This window comes from Postechiella marina (genome assembly GCF_039538365.1).
Lineage (GTDB): Bacteria > Bacteroidota > Bacteroidia > Flavobacteriales > Flavobacteriaceae > Postechiella > Postechiella marina.
This window is the reverse complement of the sequence record NZ_BAABCA010000002.1, coordinates 204,786-218,465: the sequence shown is the minus strand read 5'-3', so window position 1 is coordinate 218,465 and position 13,680 is coordinate 204,786. Positions and strand designations below refer to the sequence as shown.

Genomic DNA, 13,680 nt, shown 5'->3' with positions numbered 1-13,680 from the left:
AACAAAAAAAAGACCAACCTTTTAAGGTTGATCTTTTTACTTATAACATAAATTATGTAGGTAACTTTAGTCTAAGGCAGGTATACGCAATACTTGACCTGGATAAATTTTATCTGGATCTGTAAGCATTGGCTTATTTGCTTCAAAAATAACAGGGTATTTCATAGCATTACCATAGTAGGTTTTTGCTATTTTACCTAAAGTATCTCCGCTAGCAACAGTATGGAACTGAGCTTCTGGTTCAACGTTTTCAACTGTCATTTGGTCGTCTACTGTTGCAATTCCGTTAGAATTTCCAACAACTAAAACAACTTTTTCTTTTGTTGCTTGATCGTAAGCTGCTCCATTTATGGTAGCAGTATCACCATCAATAGTAATATTTAAATTTTCTACTTCTAATTGTAAATCTGTAATAGTCTGCTTCATGTTAGCAGCTGCTGCAGCCTCAGCATTTTTTTTAGCTTCTAGTGCTTCTGCAGCTTCTTCGGCGTCGGTTTTACCTATTCCAAATACTTTAGCTCCGGCATTTTTAATAAATGAAAATAATCCCATTGTTTGTTTTTAATTTAAGGGTTAATATTGATTGTTATTTTTACTTCTTAACTCTTTGACACAGCAAAAAATAATAAGTCACATAAAGATACATAAAAAAAGAAACCGCCTAGAGAATAATTTCTCCAAACGGTTTCTTAACTAAATAACCAACCAAAAAATTTTTATTAAACCCTTGTGTTTTTTCTAGGGTTTTCTACTTTATCTTTTTTAAACTTTCGTTTTTTATCTTTTTTATTACTTAATGTTTTTGCCTTTTCATTATTTGTTTTTAAATACTCTATGTAGCCTTTGCCTTCAAATTCGTATATGGTTTTAGAGGCAGTATGGTATAGTTCTATCTTTTTATCATTTATAACGCTCAATTCAAAATAATCATTGCCTAGCGAATCATAATCTAATGTTAAAGTTTTTAAATAATCCTCTCCTGTAATATTACCAATACCATAAAGGCCTGTGTAATCCCAATAAATGGTATTTGGGTTCGATTTTCCAAAATCTTGAGAGCTTCTAAATTCAGAATCATTTCCACCAGCTAAAAATTGTAAATAGTTCTCGTTATCAAAATCATTAATAGCTCCTGTTTGGCTCGTATATGTTTTTTCCCAAGCATCATACTCTTGTAAGAAATAATGAATGTTATCGTAAAACACAAAGTCGTAATCAAAATTACTACGTTGGTAACCATTTAAAAAGTACGACGTGTCGTTATTAGGGTTGTAAAGTTCTATAGTATTACTATCTATTTGAAAAACATCAAAAGTAGCAAAGCCATCTATATCATGGTCTACATCCAAAATCATGTTATAAGCATCGTAGCTGGCAACATCAATACCAAACCCATTTCCATTACTACCAAGCCCTACTAAATTATTATTGGCATATACTACACCATTAATAAACGAAATAGTAAACGCTTTTTGTAAAAACGGATTTTCACCAAAACCTTTGGTTGCATTAATATCTACATACCATAACTCGTAAGAGCTAATTAATTCATTTAAAGAAATAGAAGGTTGCTCAATATAATCGTCTACAACAACCTCGGTATAACAAGAAGTAAAAAGAGTAGAAATTAAAGCAAAGCTTAAAAGTAGTTTTATCTGTTTCATAATCAAATATTTTAGGGTTTATACCAAGTATAATTTCAAAACGCGTGCCAAAAAAATATTTCATAATAATTTCTAGACTAAGCAGTCTTTAATATTTTATGTATTTTTGGTGTGTAAATATGTTTTATTTTTATGGATAAACCTTTAAAATATGCGGTGTTTGGAGCAGGAAGCTGGGCAACAGCCATTGTAAAAATGCTTAGCGAAAATCTAGACGAAATTGGTTGGTACATGCGAAGTGTATATACCAAAGAACATTTACTTAAAGAACAGCATAACCCAAATTATTTAAGCTCTGTAGAGTTTCATTTAGAGCAACTAAAAATAAGCAACGACATAAACGAAATTGCAAATTATGCCGATGTTTTAATATTTGTAATACCTAGTGCGTTTATGCATAGTGAATTACAAAAGCTAACTATCGATATTTCTAATAAAACCATAGTGTCTGCAGTAAAAGGTATTATGCCAGAATCGGGGCTTTTAGTAGGCGAGCATTTTCACGATTTTTATAAAATACCATATCCAAATATAGCAGTAATAGCAGGACCATGCCATGCAGAAGAGGTCGCTTTAGAGCGCTTATCGTATCTAACCATTTCATGTTCAGACGCAGAAAAAGCGCAAAATATAGCCAATGCACTATCTAGCGACTATATAAAAACTAAAATTAGCGACGATATTATTGGAGTAGAGTATGCAGTTATGCTAAAAAATATATACGCTATAGCAGCAGGAATAGCTCATGGCTTAGGTTATGGCGATAATTTTCAGAGTGTGTTAATGAGTAATGCCATTAGGGAGATGAAACGTTTTATTAAAAAAAGACATAAAATGAAACGTAATATTAATAACTCGGTCTATTTAGGCGATTTGTTGGTAACAGGATACTCCGTTTTTTCTAGAAATCGCATGTTTGGTAACATGATTGGTAAAGGGTATACCGTTAAATCTGCACAAATGGAAATGAGCATGGTAGCCGAGGGTTATTACGCCACAAAAAGTGCGCATTTGTTAAACGAAGAGAACGATAAAAAAACACAAATGCCAATAATATCGGCAGTATATTCTATTTTATACGAAGGTAAAAACCCAAAAAAAGTATTTAATAAATTAACAGATAGGTTAGATTAAAAATTTTTGGGCGTTACCCAGAAAAGGGTCGGGCTATCACTACTCGCTCCCTCCTTAGGTCGGGGAGCTTAAACATACCGTTCTATCCCTAACGCTAATAAAACAAGGGTTTTACCTTAATTTGTCAACAAATATAAGCCCAATTTAACAAAGCATAAATAGTTGTGTTTTATAACCCACTGAAAATCAATTTTAAGCAAGCAATAAAAAAAAGTAAAAAAACTTTATAAATATGTTAATAAATTCATACTTTTGCACTTACAAAAAATAAAGCTAGGTGTATTTTGTAGTTAGCTAAGTTTTGTAAAACCAGTTTAGGAAAACCCTAGAGCGCTAAAATTTATTTAAAAATTATATATGTTAAAAATTATCATTAAAGACGGCGAAAATATCGAACGTGCTTTAAAACGTTACAAACGTAAACACAGAAATATTAAGGTAATGCAAAACTTAAGAGAAGGTCAGTTTTTTACAAAACCTTCAGTAAGAAGACGTCGCGAAGTTCAAAAAGCTGCGTACATCCAAAATTTAAGAGATCAAGCAGATGTTTAAAATTTGCTTATAACTATATAAAAAAGCCATTTACTCTTGTAAATGGTTTTTTTGTTTTATAGCCTTTATTATTGTGTTGTAAAACATTTGCAGAACCAAATGAAAAAATACCAATCATAATTTTATCAATGTGATTTTCTCTATTTAATAAAACACCGAAAGAAGATAAATTTTGGAATTGGTTTTCTTAACATCAAGAAACCTATTACAAAAAAGTTGAAAGTTTTGAAATTCGAGATAAAATATTCAACGATTAATTTTTCCTTCGAAAAATCTTCGCAAACAAACACGCAACAAATCATATATAAAACTGTTTTAAAGCAGGTAAATTTTACAGTTAATCTACAGTAATGTTTACAACTAAGCCTTCGTTGGCTCTAACATTAAAAACAGTTTCATCTTCAAAAATTAAGTACTGGCCTTTTATACCAACCAATTTGCCAGTGTAAGTTTGTGCTTTTTTTATATTTAAGCTTTTTGGTTTTTCAGGGTATTTATTTACAGGAAAATCTAGATGAGTTTCAGTATTACTTTCTATAAAATATTCTTTGGCTTCATCGGGTATGTATTGTTTCAATCTAGCTCTCCATTCTAACAAATTTTCATCTTCAATATCATTTTTAAGCATTTTGCGCCAATTCGTTTTATCGGCAACATAGTCTTTTAAAGCAACCTCGGTTATACCTGCAAGATATCTGTTTGGCACTTCTACAATTTCAATAGCTTCATGCGCACCTTGGTCTATCCAACGGGTTGGCACTTGTTGTTTTCTGGTTACTCCAACTTTTACATTGCTAGAATTTGCTAAATATACAATGTGTGGTTGTAGTTGTGCACGTTTTTCGTACTCTAAATCTCTGTCTTCTTTGCCTAAATGCGCTGTGCTTAGCTCTGGGCGCATAATCCAGTCTGCAGCTTGTGGTACTTTAAAAAAGCACTGCTTGTCAAAGCCTTGTCTATAAATAGGTTTGTTTAAACCACAGTTTAAACATTGATATTTTACAAATTGTATGGTAATGGTTTTGTTTAGTAACTGGTTTATGTTAATAAAATCACTTTCAAAAACTAAATAGTACTGTATAGGTAGTGAAAACTCAGTTTCCATTTTTGTTAAAACACCTTGGTAGTTCATAAAAAAAAGTCTTATTTTTAAGTTTTAAAGATAAAACAAAATATGCCAATACCTATAGTAAATTCAATTGCTTCTTGGTTCTTAAAAAAGCGATTTCATCAAATAGAATTGTTTTTAAAATATCCAAACGAAGTGCAAACAGAATTGCTATTAAGCCTTGTAGACATTGCAAAAAATACTGAGTTTGGTAAAACCCACGATTTTGCATCTATTAAAAATTATAAAACGTTTGCAGAGCGTATACCAATTAAAAATTATGATGGTTGGCAGGATGTTATAGAACGATCTAGACGCGGAGAAAATAATTTATTTTGGCCTACTCCTATAAAATGGTTTGCTAAATCTAGCGGAACTACTAGAGCAAAAAGTAAATTTATTCCAGTAAGTATAGAGTCTTTAGAAGATTGCCATTATGCAGCGAGTAAAGATTTGCTTTGCATGTACCTTAACAACAACGAACACTCTCAATTGTTTACAGGTAAGAGTTTGCGTTTGGGTGGAAGTAAAGAATTGTATAAAGAAAACGGTACAATATTTGGCGATTTATCGGCTATTTTAATAGATAATATGCCTTTTTGGGCAGAGTATAGTAGTACACCTAGCAGTAAGGTGTCTTTAATGAGCGATTGGGAACATAAAATGCAGGCTATTGTAGACGAGACTGTTAACGAAAATGTAACTAGTTTAGCAGGTGTACCATCATGGATGTTGGTTTTATTAAATAATGTTTTAGAAACTACAGGTAAAACGAGTTTGTTCGATATTTGGCCTAACTTAGAAGTGTATTTTCATGGCGGAGTGAGTTTTAACCCTTACGTAGATCAATACAAAAATATACTGCCAAAAAAAGATTTTAAATATTACGAAATCTATAATGCTTCTGAAGGTTTTTTTGCAATTCAAGATCAAAATAATTCTAGCGAGTTACTTTTAATGCTTGATTATGGTATTTTTTACGAGTTCATTCCTATGGATATTTATGCTACCCAAGCAGAATATGCTATTCCGCTAAGCGAAGTTGTGTTGCATAAAAATTACGCGGTTGTAATTACTACCAACGCAGGATTATGGCGTTACAAAATAGGGGATACAGTTAGGTTTACATCTTTAAGTCCTTACCGTGTAAAAGTTTCTGGAAGAACCAAACACCATATAAATGTTTTTGGCGAAGAACTTATTATAGAAAATGCAGAAAACGCATTAAAGAAAGTGTGTAAAAGAACTAAAGCAGAAATAGTAGATTATACTGCAGCTCCTATTTTTATGGAAGGAAAGGAGAAAGGTGCGCATGAATGGTTAATAGAATTTAAAACACTTCCGGGAGATATTAATTATTTTAACGAACTATTTGATAATTCTTTAAAAGCGCTTAATTCTGACTATGAAGCGAAGCGTTATAACAATATAACCTTGAATAAGCCAACAATACGTGTGGCTAGAAAAAACTTATTTCACGATTGGTTAAAGAAAAACAATAAACTTGGCGGGCAACATAAAGTGCCAAGACTATCTAACACTAGAGATTATATAGATGAGTTGTTAGCGCTTAATGTTTAAAGTTAATAATATACGTTTAACAACAGTGCTTCAAGTTTTTTAACGAGTATTTATTCGGCTTAACTAAAAGCTTAAAATTCATTTTGTAACCTTGAGCAATAAGTATACTTTTGATTGTATTATTAATATTCATAAAATAAATAGGTAAATATTTCAATCCCTTATAGAAATATATATGCTGTGCGAGGTTTAAGGTACAAGCTCTATTTATCCGTAATGTATTTTATTAATTAAAAATCCATAAAACAAAAAACCACGCAATTAGCGTGGTTTTTTATAATATTTACTTTAAAACTTAAGATACAGCTTTAAGTTTTTTAAGTTTTGTTTTTGTTAATTTATCTTCTGCGTAAATTTTAGTAACATTTAGCTTTTTATCGCTACTACTAGGTAATTCAAACATGGCGTCTGTTAAAATTTCTTCGCATAAAGATCTTAATCCTCTAGCTCCTAGTTTATATTCTATTGCTTTATTTACAATAAAGTTTAACGCGCCATCTGTAATATTAAAGTCAATTTCGTCCATTTCAAACAATTTTTTATATTGTTTGATAATAGCATTTTTAGGCTCTGTAAGAATGGCTCTTAGTGTATCTGCATCTAGAGGATCCATGTGTGTAAGCACAGGTAATCTACCTATAATTTCAGGAATTAATCCAAAATCTTTTAAGTCTTTCGGAATAATATATTGTAGTAAATTATCTTGATCTACAACTTCATCAGAAATTGAAGCGCTGTAACCAACAGCTTGCATGTTTAAACGTTTAGAAATAACACGATCTATACCATCAAAAGCACCACCAGCAATAAATAAGATGTTTTCTGTGTTTACCTCTATAAATTTCTGGTCGGGATGTTTACGTCCTCCTTTTGGCGGAACATTAACAACAGTACCTTCTAATAATTTTAATAGAGCCTGCTGTACTCCTTCTCCAGAAACATCTCTAGTTATAGATGGGTTATCACTTTTACGTGCAATTTTATCGATTTCGTCTATAAAAACAATACCCTTTTCTGCTTTTTCTAAGTTATAATCAGCAGCTTGTAATAAACGTGTTAATATGCTTTCTACATCCTCTCCTACATAACCAGCTTCTGTTAAAACAGTAGCATCTACAATGGCAAGTGGTACGTTTAACATTTTAGCAATGGTTTTAGCCATTAATGTTTTTCCTGTACCGGTTTGTCCAACCATTACAATATTACTTTTTTGAATTTCTATATCGTCACTAGATGCAGGTTGTAACAAGCGTTTGTAGTGGTTGTAAACCGCAACAGACATTACCTTTTTTGTTGTGCCTTGACCAATTATATACTCGTCTAAAAATTCTTTTATTTGAAGTGGTTTACGTAATTTCAGTTCTGCCGAGAGATCACTGGTATCTGTTTGTTTAGATTCTTCTATAACAATACCATGAGCTTGCTCGATGCATCTATCGCATATATGCGCATCTAACCCTGCTATTAAAAGGTTGGTTTCTGATTTTTTACGACCACAAAATGAACATTCTAATTCTTCCTTTGCCATTAATCATTTGTTTTATGGGATAAATTTAATGTAAATCCCTCTGTAAGAATTGTATAAAATTACAATTTTTAATTTAATTACGAGCTAAAATCTCGTCAATCATACCGTATTCCTTCGCTTTATCAGCTTTCATCCAGTAATCTCTATCACTATCTGCGTATACTTTGTCGTAATCTTGACCAGAATGCTTACTAATAATGTTGTAAAGTTCTTCTTTTAGGGTTAAAATTTCTCTAGCAGTAATTTCTATATCACTTGCTTGCCCTTGTGCACCGCCTAGTGGTTGGTGAATCATAACACGAGAATGTGTTAAGCCACTTCGTTTACCTTTAGCGCCAGCACATAATAAAACGGCACCCATTGATGCTGCCATACCGGTGCATATTGTTGCTACATCTGGTTTTATAAATTGCATGGTATCGTAAATACCTAAACCTGCGTATACACTGCCTCCTGGAGAGTTTATGTATATTTGTATGTCTTTATTAGCATCTACACTTTCTAAAAATAATAATTGTGCTTGAATAATATTTGCTACCTGGTCGTTAATACCTGTACCCATAAAAATGATACGATCCATCATTAAACGCGAGAATACATCGAAAATAGCGATGTTCATTTGGCGCTCTTCAATAATATTAGGTGTTAAATTAGACGGGTACATGCTACTAACTATTTTATTGTAGTACGTACTGCTAATACCTTGGTCTTTTATAGCGAATTTTTCAAATTCCTTTGCGTAATCCATAGTCTTTTTTGTGTTGTTTTACTTTAGGGTTAAGTTCCTCAATATTTATTATTAAGTTTATTGTTCTGTTAATTTTACAGTACTATGCTCAATAAATAAGGCGCTTTAATCCTTAAATTAAAGCGCCTATAAATATAAGAAATTATTCCTTATTTATTTATCTCCGTAAACTTCTTTAACAAACTTTTCGTATGTTAACTCTTTTACTTTAAGATTTGCTTTTTCTTTGTATAAGCTAATTAGTTTTTGACTAATTAATTGCTCTGAGATACGACGTGCTTCTTCTTGGTTAGATAATACACGAGCAGCAATATCGTCTAATTCTTTATCAGAAGGATTCATTTGACCAAATTGAGCCATTTGCGCTTTAATCATTTCTCTAGCATGACCTTTAATGTCATCCATAGTTACTTGAATGTTGTTCTCAGAAATTAATTTACCTTCTATTAATTGGTAACGTAAGCTTTTTTCAGATTTTTCATATTCTTCTTTTGCTTGCTCAGCATCAATTTGCTTTTCTCCAGAGGTTTGCATCCATTTTGTTAAAAATTCTGCAGGTAAATCGAATTTAGTATTTTCTACTAAATATTCTGTTACGTCGTTTAAAAGCTTTTGGTCTGCCTGTTGTACAAATTGCTTTTCTGCATCTTCTTTAATTTTAGCTTTTAATTCTGTTACAGAGTTTACACCTCCATCTTTACCAAATAATTTATCGAATAACTCTTGGTCTAAATCGGCTAATTCTCTTTTATTAATTTCAGAGATTGTAAAAGATACTTCGATATCTAAATCATGAACTTCGTCGTGTCCTAATTTTAAAGCATCCATTAAATCGTGCTCATCATCAAAAAGACCTTTTGTTTTTAAAACAATAACATCTCCAACTTTAGCGCCAACAAATTGTTTTGCAGTTGCTTTGCCTTTAAATTTGTCTAAAGTAATAGTTGTAGTATTGTTAACTTCTTTTTCTTCGTTAGTGTAAGTTCCTGTAATTTCGCTATCTGCTTCAACAGCATCTTGAGATACTAATTTGCCGTATTGTTTTTGAATACGCTCTATTTGCTCGTCAATCATTTTATCGTCTGCAACGATGTTGTATTGATCGATAGCTTTTTTTCCTTTTAAGTTAACTTCAAATTCTGGTGCTAAACCTAATTCGAATTCAAAAGAAAAATTATCAGAATCCCAATCTAAATCTTGATCTTTAGGTAATGGTTGCCCAAGAACATCTAGTTTTTCTTCTGTTAAATATTTGTTTAACGCGTCTTGTAATAATTTATTTACTTCGTCAACTAATACTGCTTTTCCATATTGCTTTTTTACCATTCCCATTGGTACGTGACCTTTTCTAAAACCAGGAATATTTGCAGTTTTACGGTAATCTGTTAAGATTTTTTCAACTTTATCGCTGTAATCTTCTTTTGCGATATCTACTTTTACTACAGCATTTAATGCATCAACGTTTTCTCTTGTAATATTCATTTTAAATGATATAAAGCCTTTTTTGGCATTTAACAAACGGTTTTTTTACAACCTGAAATTTTTAAATTTCCAATTTTTATGGAAAAAAACAGTTTTAATAGGACTTTTTAAGGGTTGAAGGTTTAAAAATTTCGCTATTAAAATTGGGATGCAAAAATAATATATTTTTACATCCTAACAAAGTTTTTAATTGCTTGATTTTATGTGATTTCCTTAAAATTATGTAAAGAAATCTGAATGAATTCTTCTGTAGAATAGTTTTATATTCTAAAAACAATAAAATTTATTTATTTTTTATCTTCTTTTAGTAGGGTATGAAGCAAAGATTGAAGTATAGATAGTAGGATGCTAAACAGTATGGCAATCCAAATGCTACTTACCGAAAAGCCATCTATTAAATAGTCGGCCAGAAATATAATAATGGCATTAACTACTAGTAAAAACAAACCAAGTGTAAAAACAGTTATAGGAAATGTTAAAATAACCAAAATTGGTTTTACTAAAAGATTAAGTAGCGATAAAACAATAGCAACAATAATGGCTGTTGTGTAAGACTCTACGCTAACGCCAGATAGAATTTTTGAAAGAATGACTACTGCTAGCGCATTTAATAATAGTTTTATTATAGATTTCATTTTTGAATTTTTATTAAATATACAAACAAAAATTAACTAATAAAACCAACCACAGCAGCAAAAAAGTCTTTAGGGTTTTCTGCATGTAACCAGTGTCCAGCGTTAGAGATTGTAATAATTTCTGCTTTGGTAAAATGGTTATTAATTATAGTTTCATCGCCAACTCCAATATATTCAGATCGGTCTCCTCTTAAAAACAGTGTGTCTTTATTAAAGGTTGCGTAACTTGGTAAAGATTCGCCCACTTCTTCAACTTCATTTTTTAAAACCTCTAAATTTATGCGTAAGCCTAATTGTCCTTTTTCTACCCAATATAAATTTTTAAGTAAAAACATGCGTGTACCAGCATCGTCTACATAGCTGCTTAAAAAATTGTCTGCTTCGCCTCTAGTTTTTATAATGTCAAAATTTAAAGCAGATAATCCGTTTAAAATAGCATCGTGGTGTACAGGGTAAAAACGCGGAGAAATATCGGCTATTATTAGCTTAGAAACAAGTTCTGGATAAAGTGTAGAAAACAACATGGCTGTTTTACCACCCATAGAGTGGCCTAGCAAAACAATATCTGTTAGGTTGTTTGTATCGCAGTAGTTTTTTAAATCTTCGGCAAGAATTTCGTAATTAAAATTATTATCATGAAAACTTCTGCCATGGTTACGTTGGTCTACTAAGTGCACTTGGTAGCCTTGTTCGCTAAATTGACGTCCAAGTGTTTTCCAATTATCGCTCATGCCTAAAAAACCATGTAGAATAACAAAAGGTTTACCTTCGCCTAAAATATTAGAGTGTAAAAGCATTATTTTAATTTATGTAAATACATTTGAATAACATTTTCTACGCCAAGATATAAACTCTCGGCTATTAGGGCATGGCCAATAGATACTTCAAGTAATCCAGGGATGTTTTCTTTAAAAAACTTTATGTTGTCTAAAGATAAATCGTGGCCAGCATTAATGCCTAAACCTAATTTATTAGCTAGCTCGGCACAAGCTGTGTAAGGTTTTATAGCTTCTTTGTTGCTTAAACTGTATTGGTGTGCAAAGGCTTCGGTGTAAAGCTCAATTCTGTCGGTTCCTGTAGCTTTAGCGCCTTCAATTTGCTCTAAAACAGGGTCTACAAAAATAGATGTCCTAATGCCATTTTGCTTAAATTCTTTTATTACATCAATTAAAAAATCTTTGTGTTTTATAGTGTCCCAACCCGCATTACTTGTAATGGCATCTTCTGCATCTGGAACAAGGGTTACTTGTGTTGGTTTGGTTTCTAATACTAAATCTAAAAAAGATTTTATAGGGTTGCCTTCAATATTATACTCGGTATAAACTTCTGGTTTTAGGTCGCGTGCATCTTGATAGCGTATATGGCGTTCGTCTGGTCTTGGATGAATAGTGACGCCTTCTGCTCCAAAACGTTGTACATCTTTTGCAAACTTAACCACATTAGGTACATCGCCTCCTCTAGAGTTGCGTAATGTGGCAATCTTATTAATATTTACACTTAACTTTGTCATAATATTACTATTTATGTTGCAAAAATACAAAGTAGAACAGGCTTAAGTGCTATTTTTTTAATTAATTTGCATAAGGAAATATCCATTTAAAGATGAAACTTTCAGAATACATAATTAACGACATAAAACCACTGGCTAGCAATGCTAAAGTAAGTGAGTTGCAGCAATTATTTAATCAATTGTCGTATTCTCATATTCCTATTAAAAATGAGGATGAAACTTTTATGGGATTGTTTTTTGAAACTGATGCGCATTGTTTTGAAGGCGAAAAAAACTTAGTTGAATATATGTATGCCATAGAAAGTTTTTTTGTTAGAGAAAACACAATGTGGTTGGATGTGTTAGAGGCTTTTGCACAGAACTCGTCTAATATTATGCCGGTTTTAAGTGAAAAAAACAGGTATTTAGGTTATTACGAGCTTAAAGATATAATTAGTTTATTTAACGAATCGCCATTTTTGTTTGAAGCAGGAGGCGTTTTAGTTGTAGAAAAAGGTATTAACGATTATTCGTTTAGCGAAATAAGTCAAATTGTAGAGTCTAATAACGGGAAACTACTAGGTGCTTTTATTTCTAAAATGAAAAACGACTTAGTACAAGTAACGCTTAAAATAGGTAATACGGGTTTAAATGATATTATTCAAACCTTTAGGCGATATAGCTATAATATTGTATCTGGGCACGAAGAAGATAGTTATACGCAAAGTTTAAAAGAGCGTTCTGATTATTTAAATAAATATTTAAACATGTAATTTTATGAAGGTTGCCATTTTTGGACGATATTACAACGATACCACATCGGCATCGGTAGAAACGCTATTTAATTATTTAAATAAAAAAGGAATTGATGCTTTTATAGAAACTCATTTTCATGAGCTTATTGGTATAGAGGATCACGGTATACAAAACTTTAATACATACAATACTTTTAAAGAACTCGACAAATCTTTTGATTTTTTAGTTAGTATTGGTGGCGATGGTACTATTTTAAGGTCTACCATGTTTGTTAAAGATTTAGGTATTCCTATTATAGGCATTAATACGGGTAGATTAGGTTTTTTAGCTACCATTCAAGTAGATGCCATAGAGCAAGCTATTCAAAATATTTTAGACGGGCATTATAAAATATCCGAACGTAGTTTGCTTTCTGTAGAAACATCGCCAGAAAATGAAGACATAAAAGCGATGAGCTTTGCTTTAAACGAGATTACAGTAAGCAGAAAAAACTCGACAGCTATGATTACTGTTGATACTTATTTAGACGATGAGTTTTTAAATTCGTATTGGAGCGATGGTTTAATTGTATCTACACCAACAGGTTCTACAGGCTACTCTTTAAGTTGTGGTGGGCCAGTAATTACGCCTGGTGCAAATAATTTTGTACTAACACCTATTGCACCGCATAATTTAAGTGCAAGACCATTAATTATTCCAGATTCTACAGAAATACAACTTAAGGTTAATGGTAGAGAAGAGAGCCATTTAATTTCTTTAGATTCTAGAATCGCTACTTTAGAAAACGGAACACTCATAAAAATAAAAAAAGCAAATTTTACCATTAAAATGATTGATTTGTTAGACGAGTCTTTTTTCTCTACGCTTCGTAAAAAACTACTTTGGGGCGAAGACAAGAGAAATTAGGCAATAATTTATAAGAAAAGCTGTTTTAGACAAATACTGTTTACTCCAAATTGTAACAGTCAAATCTTATTTATTATATTTGCAAACTTTTGAACAT

General features: G+C 31.6%; 14 protein-coding genes. 5 read left to right on the top strand and 9 right to left on the bottom strand.

The features are described 5' to 3' along the window. Nucleotides 1-66 precede the first annotated feature (66 nt). Both lysM and ABD715_RS04775 read right to left on the bottom strand, forming a co-directional pair. On the bottom strand, nucleotides 67-552 hold the full coding sequence (gene lysM / locus ABD715_RS04780) for a peptidoglycan-binding protein LysM (protein WP_344786960.1): 486 nt from the start codon (nucleotides 550-552) through the stop codon (nucleotides 67-69). A gap of 167 nt (nucleotides 553-719) precedes the next feature. Continuing rightward, the gene (locus ABD715_RS04775) at nucleotides 720-1,664 is read right to left on the bottom strand and encodes a nicotinic acid mononucleotide adenyltransferase (protein ID WP_344786959.1); all 945 of its coding nucleotides are present in this window, start codon (nucleotides 1,662-1,664) and stop codon (nucleotides 720-722) included. A gap of 132 nt (nucleotides 1,665-1,796) precedes the next feature. Here ABD715_RS04775 and ABD715_RS04770 point away from each other — a divergent pair, with 132 nt between their 5' ends. Both ABD715_RS04770 and rpsU read left to right on the top strand, forming a co-directional pair. Next, nucleotides 1,797-2,798: an NAD(P)H-dependent glycerol-3-phosphate dehydrogenase gene (locus ABD715_RS04770; protein WP_344786958.1), complete on the top strand. Its 1,002-nt coding sequence runs from the start codon at nucleotides 1,797-1,799 to the stop codon at nucleotides 2,796-2,798. Between the two features lie 357 nt (nucleotides 2,799-3,155). Further along, nucleotides 3,156-3,350, top strand: a complete 195-nt coding sequence (gene rpsU / locus ABD715_RS04765; protein ID WP_344786957.1) for a 30S ribosomal protein S21 — start codon at nucleotides 3,156-3,158, stop codon at nucleotides 3,348-3,350. A gap of 337 nt (nucleotides 3,351-3,687) precedes the next feature. Here the strand turns inward: rpsU and ABD715_RS04760 are convergent, their stop codons facing one another. Further along, entirely contained in the window at nucleotides 3,688-4,482 is a 795-nt protein-coding gene (locus ABD715_RS04760; protein ID WP_344786955.1) for a DUF2797 domain-containing protein, read from the bottom strand. 42 nt (nucleotides 4,483-4,524) lie between these two features. On the opposite strand from ABD715_RS04760, the gene ABD715_RS04755 reads away from it, so the two are divergent. Continuing rightward, nucleotides 4,525-6,039, top strand: coding sequence for a GH3 auxin-responsive promoter family protein (locus ABD715_RS04755; RefSeq protein WP_344786954.1), 1,515 nt, complete (start codon nucleotides 4,525-4,527; stop codon nucleotides 6,037-6,039). A gap of 295 nt (nucleotides 6,040-6,334) precedes the next feature. On the opposite strand, the gene clpX is transcribed toward ABD715_RS04755, so the two are convergent. The 6 genes from clpX to ABD715_RS04725 form a co-directional block, all read right to left on the bottom strand. Continuing rightward, a complete protein-coding gene (clpX, locus tag ABD715_RS04750) occupies nucleotides 6,335-7,567 on the bottom strand; it encodes an ATP-dependent Clp protease ATP-binding subunit ClpX (RefSeq protein WP_344786953.1) in 1,233 nt (410 codons plus the stop codon). Nucleotides 7,568-7,640: 73 nt separating this feature from the next. Further along, a complete protein-coding gene (gene clpP / locus ABD715_RS04745; protein WP_344786952.1) occupies nucleotides 7,641-8,315 on the bottom strand; it encodes an ATP-dependent Clp endopeptidase proteolytic subunit ClpP in 675 nt (224 codons plus the stop codon). A gap of 153 nt (nucleotides 8,316-8,468) precedes the next feature. After that, nucleotides 8,469-9,797 (bottom strand): trigger factor, encoded by a 1,329-nt coding sequence (gene tig, locus ABD715_RS04740; protein WP_344786951.1) that lies wholly within the window; start codon nucleotides 9,795-9,797, stop codon nucleotides 8,469-8,471. A gap of 287 nt (nucleotides 9,798-10,084) precedes the next feature. Continuing rightward, nucleotides 10,085-10,432 carry a phage holin family protein gene (locus ABD715_RS04735; RefSeq protein WP_344786950.1) on the bottom strand — a complete coding sequence of 116 codons (348 nt, stop codon included), beginning with the start codon at nucleotides 10,430-10,432 and terminating at the stop codon, nucleotides 10,085-10,087. A gap of 32 nt (nucleotides 10,433-10,464) precedes the next feature. Beyond that, complete coding sequence (locus tag ABD715_RS04730) at nucleotides 10,465-11,229, bottom strand: alpha/beta fold hydrolase (RefSeq protein WP_344786949.1); 765 nt, start codon at nucleotides 11,227-11,229, stop codon at nucleotides 10,465-10,467. Further along, complete coding sequence (locus tag ABD715_RS04725; protein ID WP_344786948.1) at nucleotides 11,229-11,942, bottom strand: pyridoxine 5'-phosphate synthase; 714 nt, start codon at nucleotides 11,940-11,942, stop codon at nucleotides 11,229-11,231. The genes ABD715_RS04730 and ABD715_RS04725 overlap by 1 nt, the downstream gene beginning before the upstream one ends. Nucleotides 11,943-12,034: 92 nt before the next feature. Between ABD715_RS04725 and ABD715_RS04720 the strand changes: the two genes are divergently transcribed. Together ABD715_RS04720 and ABD715_RS04715 are read left to right on the top strand one after the other, a co-directional pair. Further along, entirely contained in the window at nucleotides 12,035-12,694 is a 660-nt protein-coding gene (locus ABD715_RS04720; protein WP_344786947.1) for a CBS domain-containing protein, read from the top strand. Between the two features lie 4 nt (nucleotides 12,695-12,698). Continuing rightward, complete coding sequence (locus ABD715_RS04715; protein WP_344786946.1) at nucleotides 12,699-13,583, top strand: NAD kinase; 885 nt, start codon at nucleotides 12,699-12,701, stop codon at nucleotides 13,581-13,583. Nucleotides 13,584-13,680: the final 97 nt, after the last annotated feature.